Origin of the sequence: Pseudoalteromonas sp. MIP2626 (assembly GCF_013414205.1) — a bacterium.
Taxonomy (GTDB): domain Bacteria; phylum Pseudomonadota; class Gammaproteobacteria; order Enterobacterales; family Alteromonadaceae; genus Pseudoalteromonas; species Pseudoalteromonas nigrifaciens.
This window is the reverse complement of record NZ_JAATTW010000009.1, coordinates 46,351-68,642: the sequence shown is the minus strand read 5'-3', so window position 1 is coordinate 68,642 and position 22,292 is coordinate 46,351. Positions and strand designations below refer to the sequence as shown.

Genomic DNA, 22,292 nt, shown 5'->3' with positions numbered 1-22,292 from the left:
CTAACAGTAAGTTATTTGCGGTATTTTTTATAATGGTAATTGTTTTTTGCTAAAAGACTGCTTTAACACCACGGTTGATTCTATATTAGCGATACAGCTTAAGCTCCCTAGTTGATGCTTAACAAACTGCTCATAGCTTTCTAAATCATGCGCAATTATTTTTAGTAAATAGTCGTAACTTCCCGATATTACCGAACACTCTAGCACATGAGTGAGCTTTTCTACGTGTTGCTCAAATTGCCGGGCAGCACTGGCCGAATTTTGATTTAAACGTACAAATGCATACACCAAAACGTTTAGTTTAAGTGCCTTGGGGTTAATAGCAGCGTGGTAGCCGGTAATAATACTAGCTTGTTCTAGCTTTTTAATTCGTCTAAGGCAGGGCGTATCTGAGAGGCTAATATGACTGGCAAGATCTGCAACAGACATTCTAGCGTTGGCTTGTAAGGCAATGAGCAATTGCTGATCTTTTTTATCGAGCATATATAGATTCTTATTAATTATTTTTATATTTGTAGTGATTATTGCTAATGATGTTGATAATTACTAATTTTTTTAGCGTTTTACCCTCATTAAACTCTGTTAGCATTTAGTGATAACTATAATAACAGGAAACAATAATGAGCACCCATACAGCCATTTTTGATCGATGGATAAGAAGCGCCTTCCCACAGATAAACAGCGAGCTTGAGCAACTTTACTGGCAACAAGATGATAAAGCCAATGTAGAGGGGTTGGGAGAGCCTTTAAAACAGCAATTAAAAGATGAAGGTAACGCATTAATAAGTAATTTATTAGCGGAGGGAAATACCGATGAAGGTTTTGATAGTGCGTTTGATTTACTCGGTAATGTAGGGCTTTTTATGGCGGCGTGTCGTCGTCATGAAATTACCGAGCCAAGCCGTGAGACCACATCGCCATTGGTAGAAGCGTCGGCACTAGCAATGCATATAGGTGCCTCTATTGGAGTAACGCCACGCTTTGCGACTGCCCATTTAACCACGCACAATAAAGCGCTAAATGGCACGTATAAACGTTTTACTAATTTACCCGACGAAAAACTATTTATTGATTACAACACCCAAGGTATTTTGGCATATAAACGCGCCAGCGATGCATTATTAAAAATATTACCATTAGGTATTTCGCACCCCACCTGTGCCGAGCTATTAAAAGTAGCAAAACAAGCGTTAATAGATGTAATTGAATCGAATAATGCACTTTATACCCAGTTAGACACAGAGCGCTTTTTTAATTGTGTGCGCCCTTATTATAAACCGCATCGAGTAGGCAATGAGATATACAGAGGTGCAAATGCGGGAGATTTTGCCGGCATAAACGTTATCGATATGCTACTTGGGCTGTGTAATGCCAACGAGCCAAGTTATTCACAAATGCTGGTGGATAAGTTTTTATATATGATGCCAGAAGATCAGCAAATATTGCGCGAAGCAATGCGCATGCAAAGCTTTATGGATGACTTTTTACAGGCGCAGCAATATAAAGACAATGACTGGTTTAAATACCACGCAAAGCTATTTATTCAGGTGTGTAAATTACATGGTGACACTGCAATCGGTCATCATAATCAATTGGTTGAAAAATTTATTGCGCAACCGTCAAAGCAAATGCAACAGCAACATATGAGTAAAGTAACAGCCAGTGGCCCACCATTACATGTTTTGCTCGATTCGTTAGAAAAACTCCGTGATAAACGTGCCAGCGCTAAACGCGACGATATAAAAACACGTTACGACGATATAAACTTGCTAAAACAGTGGATTAAATAAGATGAATCAACACGATTTTTGTATGGCCGAAGGCTGTTATTTATTAAGCCACTCAGTAGGGCGTCCACTGAAAAATAGTCAGCAGCATTTAGCAGCTCATTATTTTTCGCCGTGGGAATCGTCAAATAAAGAACCCTGGCAGCAATGGTTACCTGCAGTAGAGCAATTTAATACCGCATTAGGGCAGTTATTTAATGCGCCTAGCGAGCAATTTTGTCCACAAGTTAACTTATCCAGCGGCTTAACCAAATTGTTAATGTCGCATCCGCGATTACAGCAAAAAAATTGCAAAGTATTAATGACGCAAAGCGACTTTCCAAGTATGGGCTTTGCGATGCAAAAAGCTTTGCCAAAATGCGCGCAAATAACATTTATTCCTGAATATGAAAACTTAACCGATATTACCGTTTGGCAGCGTTATTTAACGGATAACATAGATTTAGTTTTTATCAGTCACGTATATTCAAATACAGGGGTACAAGCCCCTGTACACGATATTGTTGCTTTGAGTAAAAAAACGAATAGCTTATCAATCATTGACGTTGCGCAATCTGCAGGGGTGATACCGCTTGATTTAACCGCCTTAAATGCTGACTTTATGATTGGCTCTAGCGTTAAATGGCTATGTGGCGGCCCTGGTGCTGCTTACTTATGGGTTAACCCACAGCAAATAGCTGTTTGTGAGCCTAAAGATGTTGGCTGGTTTTCTCATCAAAATCCCTTTGAGTTTGATATAAATCATTTTATTTATAACAAGGGAGCGCTTAAATTTTGGGGCGGTACTCCCTCAGTTGTACCTTATATTATTGCAGCCAATAGTATTGCCTATTTTGCCGCATTGGGAATTGATAAAGTTAGGTCGCATAATTTAGCAATGCTTGCGCTTATTCAGCAACAGTTGGGTAAATATGTTGTGTCGCCCACGCTGCAGCATCAATGCAGTGGTACTGCTATTTTAAACTTTAACATGCAGCAACAACATGTATTGAATGAGCTTAATAGTGCAGGGATTAGTGTGGATGCCAGAAAGCTTGGTATACGAGTTTCACCGCATATATATAATAGCGCCGACGCAATACATAAGTTTATAGCGGTTATAAAAAAAGCGATTAAGGTTGTTGACTAAGTTGCTCTTTTTGCTGATTTAACGCCTCTATTTGTTGCTGTGCTTGCCCAATTAAAGCATCGTATGACTGTTTAAGAGCTGATGTTTTAGTTGCAATCGCATTGGCAATAGAGGAAGCCCCTAAACGATTGGCTTTATCTTGCGTCATGTAATCAATTTGCTGTTTTTTTTCTGTGTATTGCTGCTGATATTGTTTAATAGCCAGTTGGTAGCGTTTTATATCACGATTAATTTGCTGCGTTTTTAAGTAATCATCAACAGAAGTATCTGTAATTTTACTGCTAGCAGTTGTATTGCTATAGGCTGTGGTTACATTAATATTTTTTAGCGTAATGGCTTGTGCATCTAGAGCACAGGGCAGCTGGCTAAATGTAGGAACACCTTTAATAACGCATTTATAAACAGTAATGTTTTCTGCCAAGCTAAAGGTTGGCGCGGTTAAGCAAATTGATAGCAATATAACCCGGATCATAGTTAAACCTAAATTGGCTTAAAGTTAAGTTAATCATGCCCTAAGTTATAGTTTGGTACAATTTGTTTAGTTTTATAAATTATAGGCATAAAAAACCACAACTAAGTGGTTTAAATTAAATATGGTGGAGAGGGAGGGATAGACTTGCTTACCTCCATGTAATCAATCGCTGCGCGACGCTTGCAGCGGCCCAAAATGTTCCCGACATTTTGTTGAACCCTGTCGAGGGATCTCACCCTCCCAATTTAGTCTTGGTGTTAAATTATAGGCATAAAAAAACCACAACTAAGTGGTTTAAATTAAGTATGGTGGAGAGGGAGGGATAGACTTGCTTACCTCCATGTAATCAATCGCTGCGCGACGCTTGCAGCGGCCCAAAATGTTCCCGACATTTTGTTGAACCCTGTCGAGGGATCTCACCCTCCCAATTTAGTCTTGGTGTTAAATTATAGGCACAAAAAAACCACAACTAAGTGGTTTAAATTAAGTATGGTGGAGAGGGAGGGATTCGAACCCTCGATAGAGCTACAAACTCTATACTCCCTTAGCAGGGGAGCTCCTTCGGCCACTCGGACACCTCTCCAACGCATAACCGTTTTTTTATTGATGGAAGTAAAAATTAAAGCCACCAATATAAATGTGGTGGAGAGATAGGGATTTGAACCCTAGATAGGCTACAAACCTATGCCGGTTTTCAAGACCGGTGCATTCGACCACTCTGCCATCTCTCCGTGACGCAGAATAATACTTAGGTCATACGCATGTGTAAATAGCAAAAAGACTGTTTGCTTAAAATTTAGGCTAAAATGAGGTTTTTTTTGTAAATAAGGGGAAATAAAGACAATTTTAATAAAATTAAATAGGTTGCAGCAAGCAGTGGGAGCTAAATAAGAAGCTTTATTTAGTGGTTGGGTGCTTGCTGCACCGTATAAATAGTCATGGTTGTGTGACTATTTATATTGAGCTGTGCTACCAAGAGCGAGTCTTTTACCGAAGCGATTAAGCTTTGCTAACATTTTAGCTTTACGGTTTGTTGGTTTAACGGCAATGTGAGTAGCAGCTGTTTCATTTAATGTGTTAATTGGGTTCATTACTTAACTCCGAGTTGTGGTTGGTGAAAACGGGGGCATTCTGCCTCTTAATTGTTTAAAAATAAAGCGATAAAAATTGAGCCCGAAGCATTAGTTATTTTAATCCGAAAGGATTTTATTAACCTGACGTTCACTTGGTGGGTTTGGGTGTTTTTGCATTTTTATTCACGCCGTTAGTTTTTAAATCCCTTTTGTTATGGGGTCTCTGTGTTTGTTTTTATTTTTAATGCGATAAAAGTATTCTTTTTTGGTTATTTATTCAGATTAAATTATTTTAATTAAATGATTTTTTATGCTGTTTAATTAGTGTTTATAAAATTAACTTTATGAGCGTTAAAAAAATTCCAGTAAAGTTCTAAAAAAAGTTGGTGTAATGCACTTTATATTTGCATTGCATGGGTGAATTACTTAGCTTTTTAGCAAAATGGTGTTTTTAATAAAGTTAGTATTACTAGGAGTTATAACGAACACTTGGCAGCTGTTTTTATATTAACCAATAAAAAAGCGCCTACTTTACAGTAGGCGCTTTTGCGTTAGTTGCGTTAATAACGCGTCTAACTGGGGACAGAGCCTCTTCTAGCAACCGCTCTGTTTGCTAAAAAGGCATTAATTCGTTTTGTTGGGGTAAGCACTATGGCGTTACCAAGTAGTACTAAGCTAAACCCTGCAAAGGTATTTGCATGCCATTCAAAGCCTTCATAAAAGCTGCTTAGTGTTACCGCAACTAAAGGAAACAGTACGATGACATAGCTGGCTTTTTCGGGGCCAATATTTTTTAACAGTGCAAAGTAACAAGCAAAGGCGATTACAGTGCCAAAAATAGATAAGTACAATAACGACAGCCAATAGCTAGTAGGTGCAGTGAAATTAAATTGCACGTCGCTTATAAATACATATAAGGCTAAGCCAATGGCACTGTATAACATGCCCCAAGCATTACCTTGTAACACACCAATTTGTTTGCGTGAATTACGTACACTTACCATGTTTCCTAATGAAGCCACAAAGGTGCCTCCAAGAGCAAGTAGTAACCCGACGAATGCACTGTTACTCAAGTTGAGTTGCTGTAATTGTGGCCAAAACAAGCAGGTGATACCTAAAATGGCAAGTACAGCACCGGTATAAATTCGTTTTGAAATAGGTTTGCCAAAAAATAATCGGGTATTAACTATATTCATTACTAATAGCATTGAAAAAGCAATCGAGGTCATTGCAGAGCTAAGGTGATTTTGTGCCCAGTAAAGCATTAAGTAATTTAGGCCAAAGTTAAACAGGGCCAATAATACGAAAAAACCATGATCGACTAAATTAAATCGCATTTTAGGTTTTTTGTATGCCACATATAACCACATTAATAATGCCGCGATTGCAAAACGATAAAATAGCGATAGTTCAACAGCAATATCGCCTAGCTGAAACTCTATGGCCAACCAGGTTGAGCCCCAAATTAAAACAGTTGTTATATATAGCGCTGCACTTTTCAATACTGCTCTCCAAAGTCGATTAAGCTGCTATTTTAAAGCTTATCTGTATACTTACCATATACAGAAAATGGAATATGTAACCTATACAGATTGAGGGTGTAATGATTTTAAAAGCGGTTAGCCATCAAGGTCATGAGTTTTTGTACCAGCAAGTTATTCAACTGATCAGGGATATGAGTGCTCAGCAGGCTTTATTGCCCTCAGAAAAACTGCCGTCTTTACGTAAAATGGCTAGCAACCTTAATATAAGTATTCCTACGGTAAAGCAGGCCTATCAAGCGCTAGAGGATCAAGGGGTTATAGAGGCACGCGAAAAGTCAGGCTACTTTTTAAAAGCCGTTAACATGGCAAGCAGCTTACCAAAACGGGTTAAGCTGAGCCGCGAGCCCGTGATTGTAAACAAGCAGGCGCTGATTGAGCAGGTATACACAGCCATTCATCAGGCCCATGTGGTGCCTTTTGGAGTCGCTAACCCGGTTGCTGCAGCACCAACCGATAAAGCCTTAGCCAGAAATATGCGCCGAGTAATGACGCTTGCCGGTAGTAACGCTATTAATTACGGGCCACTGGATGGTTATGCACCGTTAAAAAAGCAACTTATTCATCGCTATTTAGACTTTGGCATTGGCATTAATATGGATGAAATGGTGATCACTAATGGTGCGCAAGAAGCACTGGCAATTGCACTCAAATGCGTAACTAAGCCCGGTGATGTAGTGGCCATAGAGAGCCCTTGCTATCACGGAATTATAGAGTTAATAGAAAGTTTAGGCCTTAAAGCACTTGAAATACCTTTATGCCCAGATAATGGTATTTGGCTAAACGATTTAGCGCAGGCGCTTAATGAGCACGATATTAAAGCGTGCTTATTTTCTACGGCTATTAGTAATCCGGTTGGTAGTTTTATGCCAGATAAAAATCGAGAACAGCTGGTGGAACTAGTTGAAAGCCATAACGTAGTGCTCATTGAAGATGACGTATATGGCGACCTATACTTTACACCCAAACGAGGTACACCTGCTATAGCGTATTCCAAAAAAGGCTTGGTGCTAAGTTGTTCGTCTTTTTCTAAAACGGCTGCCCCTAGTTATCGTGTTGGTTGGCTTATTGCGGGGAAATTTGCAGGGCAAGCTAGGCGTTATAAAAGAGCATTGAGTTGTTCTACCTCACTAATTAATCAATGGACGTTATCAGAATTTGTTTTTAGCGGTGAATACGATCGTAATTTAAAAGTACTTAGGCAGCGTTTACGTACGAATAAAGAGCATATGCGACGTTGCTTACAGCAAGCCATGCCAAAAGGTACACGGATCAGCGATCCACAAGGTGGCTGTGTTATTTGGTTAGACTTAGGCTGCGAGTATGATAGCCAAAAGCTATTTTCATTAGCGCTTGAGGTAGGTATAAGCATTACTCCAGGGTTGATATTTTCAGCTTCAAATAAATACAAAAGCTGTATAAGGCTAAGCTATGGTGTGCAGTGGAGTGAGCAAATAGAGCAAGCAATTGTCACACTAGGTAAACTTACCTTACTAGCAAAAAAGTAGCCTAATTTAAAGGGGAACAACAGCTTGTAACAAGTTTTTCGGCACAATAAAAAACAGCCGTTAAGTTAAGCGTAACGGCTGCAAAGGGATGTTAAATAATTACCTAAGTGAAGTTTGTAAACTAGTTTTGTTTAAAGCTAAATAATTGGTAACCTTTAAGTTCAGGTAATTGTACTACTAGCTGCTCTTCTTGTTTAGCTATATTGGCAAAATTTTCGCATAAGGCATTGGCACGTTTTTCGAGCGCATCGGCATGCTGCTCTACTTTTTCTTCTATTTGCGTACCCATATTTTCCATACGTTGTTCAAAGGCTTGCATGTCGCCTCCTGAGCCAAGTAATTCAGAACCTAAAGCAACTAAAATACTCCCCATAGATTGCATTACAGCAGACTCAACAGCGGTCTCTATTTGTTGTTCGAACTGCTGCTCAAAGTTTTCACCAAATTGGTTAAAGCTTTGCTGGCCCATAACAAAGGTGTCTTGTTGATAAAAAGTATTTTGTACTTCAAGTTTAATGTCGTCCATTAACGATGAGATATTATCGAGGCCATCAATATTAAAAGCATTAGCAACTTCTTGCAGTGCAACACCGGCAATTTTAACGCCTTCTAAGGCTATATTTGCTACTTCGGGTAATTGCGTGCGTAAACTATCTGAATATTGAGTTAGCGCCTTTTGCTGGGAATGATTAAGCGCTACCGATTCACCATTAATGGTTAAATTGCCATTGGTATTAAATTGCATAGTTTGCTTATTGGCGGTAAAAATCTCTAGTTCGTCAGGCTTAATACGTACATCATTTTTAAATTCTACATTACATTGCTCATTATTAAATGACACTGTTGAATCGTTATCATTATGTGCCACAACGGCAGGTGCACATATTAAAGTGCTCATTAATAGTAATTTTTTCATATTTATTCTCAGTTTTTTATTGATGATAAATAAGTAATAACAAGTTTAGTGCCAATGTTTTTTTATTATATTAAACAATAGGTTGGTTTTATTTTTAGTATTGTCTATAGCAAAGGTTTATTATAAAAAAACTATTTTTTAGTCAAATTGGCTAAAGTTAGAGCAGTAATTAATTTTATTTATCGATACGATAAAAAACTCTCACTTTCCATAAAGCGAATTTAGCGCTATTTATTCACAGTATTGACATGGAGGCTATTTAAGATAGCTACATGGCTTTATTTTGGCGCTAAACTGCATTGCACTTTATGTGTCGAACATTTTAATTTTACCGATTATTGCGATTATAAAATCCTTGGTTGGTCTCAAACACTTTATGGAGTGGGTTGTGGGTAAGACATTTAGTTACGATGCGCTAGATGACGATTTTGTTGAAGACGAGTACGAAATGCTCGGGCGTAATCAGCACGATAAGAACAAGCAAAAGGTTAAGAAAAAGTTGGAAGACTACCTTGAGCAAAAGCGCTTGCGTAAAAACCTAGGCGAAGACGATTTAAGCGATTACACCGATTAAATTGCGCTAGTATAACTAAAGTACCAATGTGAATTAGACTCTAAATGTACGCATTTATGTATGTTTAAATTTTGATTAGATTGGCAATAAAGAGGCTGTGTGCCTCTTTATTACTTTTAAGCGGCGTTACTTATTGCTTTGTTGCAGTGCTTTTTGAATGGTGAGCTCTAGCTTTTCTGGCTTGGTAAAGGGTGCATAGCGTTTAATTGGTGAGCCGTCTGCTGCGATTAAAAACTTAGTAAAGTTCCACTTTATTTTGCGAGTTAAAAAGCCTGGTTGTGTCGATTTCAAATAACGAAATACCGGATGAGCATGCTCTCCGTTTACCTCTACTTTAGCGGCCATTAAAAAATTAACCCCGTAGTTTATTAAACATCCTTGCTCTATCTGCTGTGCATCTCCGGGTTCTTGCTGATTAAACTGATTACACGGAAATCCTAAAATTACTAAGCCTTGGCTAGCATATTTATTATGCAAAGCCTGTAGTGACTCGTACTGGTAGGTAAAACCACACTTGCTTGCCGTGTTTACAATAAGCACGACTTTACCAGCAAACTCGCTAAAATTAATGGTGTTACCTTGCAAACTGGTGGCGCTTAACTGATGAAACTTGTGCATTATTTATGCTTTACCTTATCTTTGTTGATGCTCAATTTACTCTTTTAAGTACATTGCTTAATATGGTTGTTGTATATATTAAGACTATTTTTTAATTTAAAATTAAAAATAATCCCATACCCGCAATCGTAGTGTAGTAAATATTATGGGTTTTATAAGCCACAATAATAGCTACTATAGCCGCACTTAAATAAGGGTTTTGCCAATTTAAATTAATGCCATCATCGTTTAAAAATACAATAGGTACCCAAATAGCCGTAAGTACCGCTGGTGCACTAAAACTTAAAAATTGTTGCATTTTAGGCCCAACTTTAAAGGGTAAAGCGCGGTGCAAAAATAAGTAACGGGTAAAAAAGGTAATACAGGCCATTAGTAAAATAGTGGTCATCATAAGTTGCGCTCCTTTTTAGCAGTTATTCTTGCTGTAAAGTATCCTGCGCTCATGGCCAGTAATGCAGAGCTCACCAGCCATAACTCAAATCCGGTACTTTTAAACAGTGTAGCGCTAATGCCTGCGACTATAACTGTAACGAGTGAGGCGAGGCTTTTAACACCCGGAATAACTAAAGCTATAAATGTAGCGGCTATAGCAAAGTCGAGGCCCAAATGGGTTAAATCGGGGAGCATAGTACCAGCAACAATGCCTATAAATGTCCATAAATTCCATGCAATATAAAAGCTAAAACCGGCGCTAAGTGCGTAAATTAAACGTATTTTTGTACGATAGGCTTTAGGGTGGTGCGAAAATGCAAACAACTCATCGGTCAATACAAAGCTTACAGGTAGACGCCAGCGCAAAGGTTGATCAATTACTTTATGACGTACCGCTAAGCCATATAAAAAATGCCGAGAGCTAATTATAAAGGTAGTAAACAAAATGGTGAGTAGTGGCGTATTTCCCGCAATTAACTCAATAGCGACAAGCTGTGCAGAGCCCGCAAACACTAATAAAGACATCGCTTGAGTTTCAAGGGCAGTAAAACCATTTTGAATAGCCAGTGAGCCACAGAGTATTCCCCAAGGGATCACCGCCAAACAAAGCGGTAACATGTCAACAAAACCTTTTAAAATTGCACGCGATGGTCTGTTCATTTGCAGAAATATTAGCCAGTAAAATTAATTGCTTAAGTGTGCCATAAAGCATGCTTTAAATAATAGGTTTAATGCAAATCTAAACAAAGTTTGAAATAATGAAACAATAACTTAATTAGCGAGATAACTAATGTTTAAAGTAAAAGTATGGGATGGCTTTGTCAGAAGCTTTCACTGGTTATTAGTGTTTAGTATTGCTGTGCTCTATTTTAGTATTGAAGAAGGTATGATTGAACTGCACTTTATTGCTGGCTTTTTTACCTTAGCACTTATTTTAACGCGATTAATATGGGGGATTATAGGCAGTAAAACAGCTAAGTTAAGCGCGTTAATACACTCCCCGCAAGCGGTAATAACCTCACTTAAAACTAATAAAACTCCGCTTGGGCATTCTGCGCCAGGTAGTTATATGGTGTTGTTGTTTTTTATACTTATTATTACTCAGCTTGTTAGTGGCTTAATGAGTAGTGATGGTATTTTAACTGATGGGCCTTTAGCGCAGTACGTGTCGAGCAGTACAGTTGATTTTGCTAATTGGTTACATAGTTTAAACTTTGATATTTTACTTTATGCGATAGGTTTGCATGTTTTAGCAATTGTAATTTATAAGATTAAAGGCAAGCCTTTAGTGAAAGCGATGATCACCGGAACGAAACAACAGCCAAATGAAAAGCCAGCAATACTTACAAAAGCACCTTGGTTAGCTTGGGTCGTATTTTTAATATTGCTTGTAGTGCTTATGACAACTTGGGGCAGTGAGCCACTTAGTTATTTACTTAACTTGGGTTAAAAATAAAAAGGCGCCTATTTAAATCCGATTATGAATTAAATAGGCGCCTTTATTATTTAAAAACTTAGTCTTTAAATTGCGTGTGGCAATCTTTACAGCCTTTGGCCCATGCGCCAAACGCTTTACCAATAACAGCTTTATCGCCAGACTGTGCAGCTACAGCAAGTTCATCTGCGTATTGCTGAAATGCAGTTGCTTTTTTCATAAAAGTGTCGTTTTCAGCCCAAACAGCGGCAAGTGCAGCAGTATCACCCTTATCAGTACCTTCGTAAAACGCTTCCCATGGCATTTTTGCCAGTGCAGCTGCGTTATTTGCACGTGCTTTAAATTTATCTGCATCAAAAGGAATTTTGCCTTTAAGCATAGCGCCCATGTCACTAATTTGTACTGAGAGCATAGAAAATGCAGCTTGACGATATTCAATAGCGTCGCTTGGCTCTTTAAATGCAGAATTTGCTGATACGCTAAGTGCGCATGTTGATAATAATGCCCCGATAAATACTTGCTTCAATTTCATTAAACTTATCCCTAGTAAAAGTTTCTAATTCTATCTTTGTATCTTAGCTGCCACTTTTATTCAAGTGAAAGCGATAGTTTGGTTTGTTTGAGGCTTAATCGTTAATATCGACGTCGGCGAATATCATGCCACGGCGCATACTGCGAGTGGCTAAAAACACTTCGCAAAGTAGCGACATAAAAGCAAATATAAGCAAAGCCATAGCAGCTACAAAACAGCTACCTATCGTTACACCTAAGTTAACAGATTGAATATGTGATAAAAATAATAACATTACAACAGCACATACTAACAGTGCGCTTAATACACTCAAGCTAAATGCAAGGTGTATACAACGAGAGCGCTTTAGCAGCGCTCTTAGCTCGGTGGTTAACGACAGATTAAAGTCATCATCAGTGCTTACTTTTAGTCTACGTTCAAGCAAACGAGCTCTATCTGTTATACGCGCTAAACGGTTTGATAAAACCCCTAAAGTGGCAGCAATACCTGTAATTAAAAAGACGGGAGCAACCGCGGTTTGAATCACTTTGGCCATGCTTAAAATATTAATTACTTCGTTATCCATTTACATCTCAAAATAAGTGTTGGTTGTTTACAATTGTTCACAAACTTAATTTCTTTCTTTTCCCTTTAGAATCAGTTTGTTGCTAGTTTTTTCTCTGTTTTAACGTGTTACTTGTAACTTAAATGTAATTAAGCTGTTGCTCACGTATGGGTTTAAGTTTTATATTTAAGCCAATGGTTGAATATAGTAAATACAATAATACAATAATACATAACCTATCCTAGGGGAAATGATGTCTAAAAATATAATAAAGAAAACAGCAATTGCCACTGCTGTCTCAAGCGCATTTATTGCAACACTTGCAAGTGCAAGCAACTTACCTACGGCTAATATTACTTATCAAAAAGCTGAAGCAGTAAAAGAACAAGTTGCAGATAAAAAAGAACCATCGGCACATATGATTGTATTACGCGCTACAACATCAGTAGATGCCTATGTTGCAGGTACTTACCAGCAATCAAATAATCGTGAAATTACAGCTAATATAGAACAACTTCAAGACACTATGACTCTTGAGTTAAATAGCTTAGATTTTGATGCAAAAATAATTGGTAAAACCAAAATATTAGCACCTACGTTAATCGTTCAAGCTTCGGCTGAAGCACTTGCTAAAATTGCTAAAGATTCACGAGTAGCAAAAGTATTACCTATGTTTGATAGTGAACTGCATGTTGCAGCAAGCTCTGACTATATTAACGCAAAACCACTTATTGTAGACGGTATTGCAAGCGGTAAAGGTCAGCGTGTTGCGGTATTAGATACGGGTATTGATTACACTCACCAAGCATTTGGTGGAGCAGGTACAATTGAAGCATATTTAGCAGCGCAAGCAGATCCTACTACAGTGGCTTGGCCTCAAGGTGTTGTTAAAGGTGGTTATGACTTTATTAATGAAGACGCTGATCCGATAGAGAACGATCCTACTAACTCTCCAGCAACAGGGGCTCCAACAAACCACGGTACTTCATCTTCAAACTCAGTAAATGGTATTGCGCCAGACGTTGAGCTTTATGTTTACTCTGTATGTGGTGGCGGTTGTCCAAGTGCCGCGCAGGCTGCAGCATTAGAAGCTGCAATGGATCCTAATGGCGATGGTGATATTTCTGACCGTGTAGATGTAATGAATATGTCGCTTGGTGGCGAGTTTGGCGACACATATACTGGCGGCGGTACACAATACTTAATTCAGCGTGCTGTTGAATTAGGCGTTAATATGGTTATTTCTGCGGGTAACGATGGCGATAATCCATTCCGTATCGGTGGCCCAAGTACCACACCTAATGCCTTATCTGTTGGTGCAATGACTCACCCTACAACAGAAATAGGTGTTGCTACAGGTACTATTGCTGGCGTTGAAGGTAATATTCAGCCATCAAGCTTTGGTCCTCAAGAAGCTTATACAATAACAGGCGCAGACATTGAGTTAGTTTATCCAGACGCAAACCAAAATGGTTGTGTTGCCTTTGCTGCCGATGTTGATTTTACCGGTAAAGCTGTATTAATAGACCGTGGTGCTTGTGCATTTACCGACAAAGTATTAAACGCACAAACAAATGGTGCTGAGTTTGTGATGATTGCAAACAATACTGATGACGGCACACCAGCTCCTATGGGTGGTTTTGATGCAGCTGTAACAATTAAAAACGTAGGCATTAATTTTGCTGCAGGTGCGGCTTTAAAAGCTCAATTAACTGCAGGTGAGCCGGCAACATTTGATATTAGCATTGACATTAAAACTACATCTGGCGCTGTAGCTACGTTCTCATCTCGTGGTCCTTCAATGGATGGTTTATTAAAACCAGAAATTACTGCACCAGGTACTAGTATTGATGTTGCAGCAGCAGGTACTCAAACTGCTACTAACCCAGTTTCAGGTACATCTTTTTCAGGTCCAATTACTGCTGGTGCTGTTGCGATGATTCGTGAAGCGCATCCAGATCGTAATGCCTTTGAGATTAAAGCAACAATAATGAATGCGGCTAATTTAAATGTAACAAACGAGCCGTTAGCAATAAACCCTGCTTCAGAATTAGCACCTATTAGTATGATTGGCGCTGGTTTAGTTGATGTAGCTAAAGCGGTTAATTTACCGGTTGCTGCATGGGTAAATAACGCTAAGTTTAATACCAAGCAAGCAGCACTTTCTTTTGGCTTAGAAAGCATGACAGAAACTGCATCGTTAACTAAAACGGTAACAGTTAAGAACTTCTCAGCTGACGCTAAAACTTATAACTTACGTACAGAGGCGCGTTACCAGAGCGATATAGACACTGCGGCTATTAGCTGGGATTTCCCTGCATCAATTACTGTTCCTGCAGGACAAGCTATTAATTTCGACGTAGTATTAACCGTTGATCCAGCTAAGTTACCAGAGTGGAATCTAAATAACCCATTTAGCGCAGAGGAAGTTGCAGCAAGAAGTGCAGCATTAACCTCAGTAGAGTTTGATGGTGCTTTGGTGTTTGATGATGCCAGCACAGATACTGACCATGATTTACACCTTGTTTATCATGCAATGCCTAAAGCAGCTACAGAGCTAAGCGTTTCATCGCAAATCGTCGATAGCGAAATGGCTCTTGTTGTTACAAATAGTGGCTTAACTGAAATTATGCCACAAGCCGAAAGCATTGTTGCTGTGGGTGTTGAGAAAACATTTGCAGAAGCTGAGTTTAATATTCTAGCAACTACTTTCTCGGCGTTTAATGCAGAGTTTTGTGACTCAGGCATATTTGTTACCTCATCGATTCAACTACGTGACCCACTAACGCATACCTTCCAAGCGGGTTACAGATTAGAAATTGATACCGATAATGACGGTGTAGCAGATCAGTTTATGACAAACTTAAACGACCGTGGCCGCGATACAGCGTTCCCTGGGCGTAGCCGTACGCTAATTGGTGAGACAGATGGCGCGGGTAATGATTCATGGGCGTGGGGCACTCCGCTTTATCACTCTGCGGGAGAGGACACCATTACCTTCTCTGGTTGTTCTGAACTACTAAATATAGATGGGGCATTACTAGGCGAGCAGATGAACTTTAAAGCATCTGTAGGTTATGCTGCATATCAAAGTGGTGTATTTACAGAAACTGATAGTGTTACAGGTTCAACTGTATTTGGTATGCAACCTCAAGTAGCGTTTACCTCGCTTGAAACAGGTGAAGCAGTTACAACACTTAAACCAGGTGAAAAAGCAGTTGTTACAGCAAGTGGTCCATTTGCGCTAACACAGGCTTCAGGCTTAGATGTTGTTAAAGTGATGGCAGCTGCTGATTTAGAGGTTCCAGATGTTTCAGCGCCAGCGCTTGTTGGTGGTGAGTTTACTGTTTCTGAAGATGCAGCAAACGGTACCGTAGTAGGTACTTTAACAGTTACAGAGTCTGAATTTGATTTAGCTATTTCAGAGTACTTCGTTCAGTCAAATACTCACCAAGGTTTGGGTGTTGATGCCGATGGTCAAGTTGTTGTTACTAACACAGCTTTACTGACAGGTGATTCTTCAGCCCAGATACAAGTAGTGGCAATTGATACACGTGGTAATGTATCAGAGCCTGCAATGGTTACGGTTAGTATTACTAAAGTAGGACCACCACCGGTTGTTGTAACACCAGAGCCAGAGAAAAAATCTTCGGGTTCATTAGCTTGGTTATTACTTACTGCGCCGCTTGCATTTATGCGTCGTCGTAAGCAAAAGTAAGCTTATAACTTAATTGTTACTTAGAGGGAGCTTCGGCTCCCTTTTTATTTAGCTTCACTAAAGTAAAGGCTTTATCTTATGAGACATATCCCTTGTGTTCTAGCTATATCATCTTTAGCTATTTTAAGTGGTTGCAATCAGGCGCCCGAAGCAGTCCAAGCAAACGTTATTAGTACTACAGCAGAGCAGTTACCTCAAGTTGTTGCACCTATAGCTAAAAAAGTACCGCACGCCATGACCATTCATGGCGATACCCGCATTGATAATTACTATTGGCTGCGTGACGATGAACGCAAAGCAGCCGATGTTATTAGTTACCTTGAGGCTGAAAATAGCTACACAAATACCATGCTCGCTCATACCCAAGCGCAGCAAGCTAAACTTTTTGCCGAGCTTAAAGGGCGTATTCAAAAAGATGACGATTCAGTCCCGGTAAAAAAAGGTGATTATTATTACTCGTCGCAAACTCGTGGCAATAACGAGTACACTACTTATGTGCGTAGCAGTGACTTTTCAGGAACTAACCAACAGGTTATTTTAGATGTAAATGAACTTGCTAAGGCTCATGACTATTATGCTGTAAGTGGTTTAGATGTGAGTCCAAACGGTAACTTAATGGCTTACGGCGAAGACACTCTCAGTAGACGTATTTATACCGTTAAAATTAAAGATTTAAGCACCGGGAGGCTACTCCAAGATACGCTTGAAGGCACAAGTGGCAATCTTGTTTGGGCAAACGATAACAAAACATTGTATTACATTAAAAAAGACTTACAGACTTTGTTAGGCTACCAGGTTTATCGCCATACTTTAGGTACGCCGCAGGCCAATGACGAACTAGTTTACGAAGAAACAGACTCAAGCTATTACACCGGGTTAAGTAAAAGCAAAGACGGTACTGAAATTTATATTTGGCACAGTAGTAGCACTGCATCAGGTATGTCGGTGCTTAGCGCAAATAACGTTAAAGCAATGCCTCAACGCTTAATTAAACGCCAAGCGAATCTTGAGTATAGTATTTCTAAATTAGGTGAGAGTTATTATATTGTCACTAATTTAAATGCGGTTAATTTTCAGCTAATGAAAGTCGCTATTAATAAAGCGCATGATCAAGCAAACTGGCAAACGCTGATCCCAGCACGTGATGATATAAAGCTAGAGGGGATAGAGTTATTTAATGACTATTTGGTTTACCAACAGCGCGAAATGGGACAATCGCGACAAATAGTGCGCAATTTAAGCACCAATCAAGAGCAGTTATTATCTTTTAACGACAGTGCTTACACTATTAGTGCTTATGGGAATAACGATATAAACAGCGATAAGTTACGTGTTTACTACACGAGTATGACCACGCCGGGTTCATCTTACGATATAAATCTAAAAACGACGGATAAAACGCTTTTAAAACAACAGGCCGTACTAGGCAATTTTAATGTTGATAATTACGCATCTGAACGAATATTTATTAACGCCCGCGATGGTGTAAAAGTACCCGTAAGCTTAGTTTACCGTAAAGATAAATTTAAAAAAGATGCGACGAATCCATTGCTACAATATGGTTATGGCTCGTATGGCGCCACTATGGATCCAACTTTTTCAAGCGCGCGTTTAAGTTTGCTTGATCGTGGTTTTGTGTTTGCAATTGCACATGTTCGTGGCTCGCAAATGTTAGGTCGCCCCTGGTATGACGATGGTAAGTTACTTACTAAAAAGAATACGTTTAATGACTTTATAGATGTGACTAAATCATTGGTAGCACAAGGTTATGGTGCTAAAGACAAAATATTTGCCCAAGGCGGTAGCGCTGGTGGCTTATTGATGGGCGCTGTAGCAAACCAAGCTCCTGAACTTTACAAAGGTATGGTTGCCGCAGTACCTTTTGTGGATGTGGTTACAACCATGCTTGATGAAAGTATTCCACTAACAACTAACGAATATGGTGAGTGGGGAAACCCAAATGAAAAAAAATACTATGAGTACATGCTATCTTACTCGCCGTACGATCAAGTGTCTAAGCAAGCGTATCCTAATATGCTAGTAACTACGGGTCTGCACGACTCGCAAGTACAGTATTTTGAGCCAGCAAAGTGGGTTGCTAAGCTGCGTGATTATAAAACAGATGACAATAAGTTACTGTTTAAAATTGATATGGAAGCAGGACATGGCGGTGCATCAGGGCGCTTTAAGCGCTTAGAAGATACCGCGCTAAACTATGCATTTATGCTCGATTTAATGGGTATTAAAGAGTAAACAAAGTACAACCATTGAGTAATAAGCTAAAGGCATCATTTAAAAGTGATGCCTTAATTTATTACTAAGTTAGCTAAATAAGTTTATAAACTGAGTTATAGTTATGAGATACACACTTACACTCACGCAAAAATAGTAAATATAAGGATCGCGTTATGCATGATGAGCAACAGCTTGAACCCGTCAAAAAAGATGACCGCACATGGGCAATGCTTTGTCATTTAAGTGCCTTATCTGGATTTATTGTGCCATTAGGCTCTGTAATTGGGCCGTTAATTGTGTGGTTAATAAAAAAAGATGACATGCCGATTGTTGATGTTCATGGCAAAAAAGCACTCAACTTTCAAATCACTATGATGATTGCTTACTTTGTGTGTTTTCTTTTAATGTTTGTTGTTATTGGTGTAATTTTACTGCCAATAGTCGCTATATTTTCGTTTGTAATGGTGATTATTGCTGCGGTTAAAGCCAATGATGGTAAAGAGTTTGACTACCCGTTGAGTTTAAATTTGATAAAATAGCAATGTCGGTTTGTTAATAGCGTATTTTAAACCCAGCTTTTGCTGGGTTTATTTTTTATTTACTCCCTATTGTTAAGGATACTATGCTTTATCTCACGCTGTTTTTTAGCGCTTTTATATCGGCTACTTTATTGCCCAGCTCGTCAGAGGTGGTAATGGTAGCTATGATGACCCAAGGTAAAGTAAATTTATTGTTGTTATGGCTAGCTGCCACTTTGGGCAATGTACTAGGGAGCTGCGTTAATTACTGGTTGGGTACTCAAGTACTGCGCTTTAAAGATAAAAGCTGGTTTCCAGTGTCAGATCAGGGGCTTGAAAAAGCACAAAAGCAGTTTAATAAATACGGTGTATATAGTTTATTATTTGCCTGGTTGCCTATAGTTGGCGATCCGCTTACCGTAATAGGGGGAATATTTAAAGTGCGTTTTAGTACGTTTTTATTGTTGGTAACACTAGGTAAGGGGGCACGCTACTTAGCCGTTATCGCCCTTACCTTAGGTGTCGAAAAACTTATTTAAGCTTTCCTATTTATTCTAAATAAATTGCTCCACACGTATTATTTCGCCCAATCTAACGTCAAAGACACAGAATCGGCAAAGCGTAATGCATGCGGTTTATCTACGCGAGCCTTAGCATAATGAACACTTGGGTGTGAATGACAAACAGCAAGAATTTCAGCAACCAGTTTTTCGAGTAATAAAAAGTCGCCTTGTTCTACTAAAGTGATTACTTCTTTGGTAATTACTTTGTAGTTTAGTGCTTGATCTACTTCATCGGTTTTACAGGCGTCGTGTGCAGGGTAATGAATTTCTAAGTTAATCACTACATCCTGCTTTTTCTCGCGCTCTTCTTGATTAAAGCCAATAAAAGTACGCAGTCGTAAATTGGTTACGTTAATAATTGCATTAGCCATAAGTTAGCCTTTTATTAGCTGCAAAAACTCATTACGTGTTTTTGGATCGGCTCTAAAGTTACCTAGCATTACAGAGGTACGCATACTTGAGTTTTGCTTTTCTACGCCGCGCATCATCATACACATATGTTTAGCTTCAACAATTACGCCAACCCCGGTTGCACCCGTTACTTCTTCAACGGCTTTAGCAATTTGATGAGTTAGTTGTTCTTGAATTTGAAAACGACGGGCAAACATGTCAACAATACGGGCAAACTTAGACAAGCCTAATACTTTACCATTGGGAATATAAGCAATATGACAACGGCCAGTAAAAGGTAACAAGTGATGCTCACACATAGAATAAAGCTCTATGTCTTGTACTAATACCATGTCGTCTGCATCAGAGGTAAATACGGCGTTATTAGTAATTTCTTCTAATGTTTGACGATACCCTTGAGTTAAGTATTCCATTGCTTTAGCAGCACGTTTTGGCGTGTCGAGTAAGCCTTCTCTGTTAGGATCTTCCCCTACAGCGGTAATAATATTTTCATAGCTTTTTTTTAGTTCGTTATGCATAAATTTCTCAGTTAATTTAGTTTGGTTTACTTTAAATGCCGACCACCATCTACAGGTATAGCGCGGCCTGTGATGTAGTGGCTATGTAATAGTAAATCAATACTATTGATTATTTCTTGGCATCCTGGCTCGATACCCATTAATGACTTTTTCAGCGTTTTAGCACGATATTGTTCATCATCATGCTCATTAAAAATAATTAACGATGGTGCAACCGAATTTACTTTAATATTAGGTGCGTACTTGGCACTGAACGACTTAGTTAAGTTATCAAGCGCTGCTTTACTTGCGGCATAAGCGACATGTTTTGGGCTACCTGTTTCTACTACGTAATCGGTAAGATGAATAATATCTGCGGGAGTATTCATATCTGTTTGATAATTTAGTAATAACTCTGCACACAGTAAATTAATTAAATAAGGTGTTTTTGCATGAATTCGCATCATATTGTCAAACAGTTGCGCAAAGTTGGTGTTATTAGCTTCGCAGTCCCAACTTGAAGCATTATGCAAAATAGCGCGTAGTGAGCTGGTATGCTCTTTAAGTGCTTTAATAAAAGTGCTAATACCATCATCAGTACTAAAGTCTGCATAAATGCATACAGCACCTTGCTGCTCCAGTAAATCAACCGCAGCGTGACGAGTACGATAAGTAATAATTATCGGCTGCCCTTGTGCAATAAAATGTTTAGCTAAAGCAAGGCCAATGCGTTGCCCAGCACCTGTAATTAAAATCGGTGGTGTCATATATACTACAAAACTCTCTTTTGGCAGGGGATCAGCATTAATACCAATTTAATTAAAATCTTACGTAATACTTTAAGCGGTCGATCAGTCAAATTACTAAGGTATCGTACGATAATTACTGTATTAAAGCTCATCGTATATAGTTGGCACTGGTTGACGCTTATGTTGCGTACGCTGATAAATAGCGCTAAGTGTTTGTTCAACCTGTTGCGTAACCGGTTTACCTTCTAAAAAGTCATCAATTTGCTCATAACTTAAACCTAACGCTTCTTCGTCGGTAAGTCCTGGGCGATCACTTTCTAAATCTGCGGTAGGTGCTTTATTAACTAATACAGACGAAGCACCTAATGTACTCCCTAAAGCGCGCACTTGGCGTTTTGATAAGCCAAAAAGCGGTGCAAGATCACAAGCGCCATCACCAAACTTGGTATAAAAGCCGGTAATATTCTCGGCACTGTGATCGGTGCCAACTACTAAACCTTGGCAAAATGCAGCAATTTCGTATTGTGCAATCATGCGTTGACGGGCTTTAACATTACCCTTAATAAAATCAATTTTTTCTTGCTCAGGAAGTGATTCACCGTTACCAACAATAGCCGCCATTGTTTGTTCGTGTAGCGCATCAGTTGCGGGCTTAATATTGACGGTCATGCGGCTGCTAGGTTGAATAAAATCAACCGCTAGTTGCGCTTCATTTTCGTCGGCTTGCACACCGTAAGGTAAGCGTACAGCAACAAATTTATAATCAGTAGTGCTTTGCTCTTGGTTAAGCTCATCAACAGCAAGTTGGCATAAACGACCGCACACTGAAGAGTCGACTCCGCCACTAATACCTAATACCAAAGACGTTGCATGGGCGGCTATTAAGCGGGCTTTAATAAAGTTAACACGACGGCTAATTTCAGCATTTACATCAATAACTGGCTGCACTTTCATTGCAGCCATAATCTCGGCGCGCATGGCCAACTCCTTAGGGTTAAATAATTATTTCGCTCAGCAGAGCGCTTGTATTATGTGATTTA

General features: G+C 39.1%; 23 protein-coding genes and 2 tRNA genes. 9 read left to right on the top strand and 16 right to left on the bottom strand.

Translation table 11 applies throughout. The annotated features are described in order from the left end of the window. Positions 1-27: 27 nt before the first annotated feature. Positions 28-483 (bottom strand): Lrp/AsnC family transcriptional regulator, encoded by a 456-nt coding sequence (locus HC000_RS06740; RefSeq protein ID WP_011326781.1) that lies wholly within the window; start codon positions 481-483, stop codon positions 28-30. A 137-nt stretch (positions 484-620) separates the two neighbouring features. Between HC000_RS06740 and HC000_RS06735 the strand changes: the two genes are divergently transcribed. Both HC000_RS06735 and HC000_RS06730 read left to right on the top strand, forming a co-directional pair. Further along, entirely contained in the window at positions 621-1,790 is a 1,170-nt protein-coding gene (locus tag HC000_RS06735) for a monodechloroaminopyrrolnitrin synthase PrnB family protein (protein ID WP_089367532.1), read from the top strand. Between the two features lies 1 nt (position 1,791). Next, positions 1,792-2,916, top strand: a complete 1,125-nt coding sequence (locus HC000_RS06730; RefSeq protein ID WP_089367533.1) for an aminotransferase class V-fold PLP-dependent enzyme — start codon at positions 1,792-1,794, stop codon at positions 2,914-2,916. Here HC000_RS06730 and HC000_RS06725 read toward each other — a convergent pair. The 5 genes from HC000_RS06725 to HC000_RS06705 all read right to left on the bottom strand — a co-directional run bounded on the left by HC000_RS06725 (position 2,900) and on the right by HC000_RS06705 (position 5,963). Continuing rightward, entirely contained in the window at positions 2,900-3,388 is a 489-nt protein-coding gene (locus HC000_RS06725; protein WP_089367534.1) for an RNA-binding protein, read from the bottom strand. The genes HC000_RS06730 and HC000_RS06725 overlap by 17 nt on opposite strands. Positions 3,389-3,878: 490 nt before the next feature. Then, a tRNA-Ser gene (locus HC000_RS06720) sits at positions 3,879-3,971 on the bottom strand. Between the two features lie 57 nt (positions 3,972-4,028). Beyond that, positions 4,029-4,119, bottom strand: a tRNA-Ser gene (locus tag HC000_RS06715). 219 nt (positions 4,120-4,338) lie between these two features. After that, the gene (locus HC000_RS06710; RefSeq protein ID WP_167376929.1) at positions 4,339-4,479 is read right to left on the bottom strand and encodes a hypothetical protein; all 141 of its coding nucleotides are present in this window, start codon (positions 4,477-4,479) and stop codon (positions 4,339-4,341) included. A 554-nt stretch (positions 4,480-5,033) separates the two neighbouring features. Further along, positions 5,034-5,963: an EamA family transporter gene (locus HC000_RS06705; protein ID WP_011326785.1), complete on the bottom strand. Its 930-nt coding sequence runs from the start codon at positions 5,961-5,963 to the stop codon at positions 5,034-5,036. A gap of 104 nt (positions 5,964-6,067) precedes the next feature. Here HC000_RS06705 and HC000_RS06700 point away from each other — a divergent pair, with 104 nt between their 5' ends. Then, the gene (locus HC000_RS06700) at positions 6,068-7,510 is read left to right on the top strand and encodes a PLP-dependent aminotransferase family protein (protein ID WP_179807274.1); all 1,443 of its coding nucleotides are present in this window, start codon (positions 6,068-6,070) and stop codon (positions 7,508-7,510) included. Positions 7,511-7,631: 121 nt separating this feature from the next. Here the strand turns inward: HC000_RS06700 and HC000_RS06695 are convergent, their stop codons facing one another. After that, positions 7,632-8,426: a YggN family protein gene (locus HC000_RS06695; RefSeq protein ID WP_179807269.1), complete on the bottom strand. Its 795-nt coding sequence runs from the start codon at positions 8,424-8,426 to the stop codon at positions 7,632-7,634. Between the two features lie 388 nt (positions 8,427-8,814). Here HC000_RS06695 and HC000_RS06690 point away from each other — a divergent pair, with 388 nt between their 5' ends. Next, positions 8,815-9,000, top strand: a complete 186-nt coding sequence (locus HC000_RS06690; RefSeq protein ID WP_007579801.1) for a hypothetical protein — start codon at positions 8,815-8,817, stop codon at positions 8,998-9,000. Between the two features lie 126 nt (positions 9,001-9,126). Here the strand turns inward: HC000_RS06690 and HC000_RS06685 are convergent, their stop codons facing one another. The 3 genes from HC000_RS06685 to HC000_RS06675 all read right to left on the bottom strand — a co-directional run bounded on the left by HC000_RS06685 (position 9,127) and on the right by HC000_RS06675 (position 10,710). Then, positions 9,127-9,618, bottom strand: a complete 492-nt coding sequence (locus HC000_RS06685) for a glutathione peroxidase (RefSeq protein ID WP_011326789.1) — start codon at positions 9,616-9,618, stop codon at positions 9,127-9,129. Positions 9,619-9,709: 91 nt separating this feature from the next. Next, positions 9,710-10,009: an AzlD domain-containing protein gene (locus HC000_RS06680; protein WP_041454306.1), complete on the bottom strand. Its 300-nt coding sequence runs from the start codon at positions 10,007-10,009 to the stop codon at positions 9,710-9,712. Beyond that, positions 10,006-10,710, bottom strand: a complete 705-nt coding sequence (locus tag HC000_RS06675; protein WP_041454307.1) for an AzlC family ABC transporter permease — start codon at positions 10,708-10,710, stop codon at positions 10,006-10,008. Before HC000_RS06675 ends, HC000_RS06680 begins: the two co-directional genes overlap by 4 nt. Positions 10,711-10,840: 130 nt before the next feature. Here HC000_RS06675 and HC000_RS06670 point away from each other — a divergent pair, with 130 nt between their 5' ends. Continuing rightward, positions 10,841-11,500 (top strand): cytochrome b/b6 domain-containing protein, encoded by a 660-nt coding sequence (locus HC000_RS06670; RefSeq protein WP_086997074.1) that lies wholly within the window; start codon positions 10,841-10,843, stop codon positions 11,498-11,500. Positions 11,501-11,564: 64 nt separating this feature from the next. On the opposite strand, the gene HC000_RS06665 is transcribed toward HC000_RS06670, so the two are convergent. After that, the gene (locus tag HC000_RS06665; RefSeq protein ID WP_011326793.1) at positions 11,565-12,017 is read right to left on the bottom strand and encodes a cytochrome c; all 453 of its coding nucleotides are present in this window, start codon (positions 12,015-12,017) and stop codon (positions 11,565-11,567) included. A gap of 94 nt (positions 12,018-12,111) precedes the next feature. Further along, positions 12,112-12,582: a DUF2721 domain-containing protein gene (locus HC000_RS06660; RefSeq protein WP_011326794.1), complete on the bottom strand. Its 471-nt coding sequence runs from the start codon at positions 12,580-12,582 to the stop codon at positions 12,112-12,114. Between the two features lie 232 nt (positions 12,583-12,814). On the opposite strand from HC000_RS06660, the gene HC000_RS06655 reads away from it, so the two are divergent. From HC000_RS06655 to HC000_RS06640, 4 genes are all read left to right on the top strand, one after another. Continuing rightward, positions 12,815-16,279 carry a S8 family serine peptidase gene (locus HC000_RS06655; protein WP_179807268.1) on the top strand — a complete coding sequence of 1,155 codons (3,465 nt, stop codon included), beginning with the start codon at positions 12,815-12,817 and terminating at the stop codon, positions 16,277-16,279. Positions 16,280-16,357: 78 nt separating this feature from the next. Then, positions 16,358-18,532, top strand: a complete 2,175-nt coding sequence (locus HC000_RS06650) for a S9 family peptidase (RefSeq protein ID WP_179807267.1) — start codon at positions 16,358-16,360, stop codon at positions 18,530-18,532. Between the two features lie 155 nt (positions 18,533-18,687). Then, positions 18,688-19,053, top strand: coding sequence for a DUF4870 domain-containing protein (locus HC000_RS06645; protein WP_011326797.1), 366 nt, complete (start codon positions 18,688-18,690; stop codon positions 19,051-19,053). Positions 19,054-19,136: 83 nt separating this feature from the next. After that, a complete protein-coding gene (locus HC000_RS06640) occupies positions 19,137-19,571 on the top strand; it encodes a YqaA family protein (protein ID WP_086997061.1) in 435 nt (144 codons plus the stop codon). Between the two features lie 38 nt (positions 19,572-19,609). Here HC000_RS06640 and folX read toward each other — a convergent pair whose 3' ends face one another. The 4 genes from folX to nadE form a co-directional block, all read right to left on the bottom strand. Continuing rightward, positions 19,610-19,966, bottom strand: coding sequence for a dihydroneopterin triphosphate 2'-epimerase (gene folX / locus HC000_RS06635; protein WP_011326799.1), 357 nt, complete (start codon positions 19,964-19,966; stop codon positions 19,610-19,612). A gap of 3 nt (positions 19,967-19,969) precedes the next feature. Further along, positions 19,970-20,524 (bottom strand): GTP cyclohydrolase I FolE, encoded by a 555-nt coding sequence (gene folE / locus HC000_RS06630; protein ID WP_179807266.1) that lies wholly within the window; start codon positions 20,522-20,524, stop codon positions 19,970-19,972. Positions 20,525-20,550: 26 nt separating this feature from the next. Further along, positions 20,551-21,270: a dihydromonapterin reductase gene (gene folM / locus HC000_RS06625; RefSeq protein WP_179807265.1), complete on the bottom strand. Its 720-nt coding sequence runs from the start codon at positions 21,268-21,270 to the stop codon at positions 20,551-20,553. A gap of 123 nt (positions 21,271-21,393) precedes the next feature. After that, complete coding sequence (gene nadE, locus HC000_RS06620; RefSeq protein WP_179807264.1) at positions 21,394-22,230, bottom strand: ammonia-dependent NAD(+) synthetase; 837 nt, start codon at positions 22,228-22,230, stop codon at positions 21,394-21,396. Between the last annotated feature and the right edge of the window lie 62 nt (positions 22,231-22,292).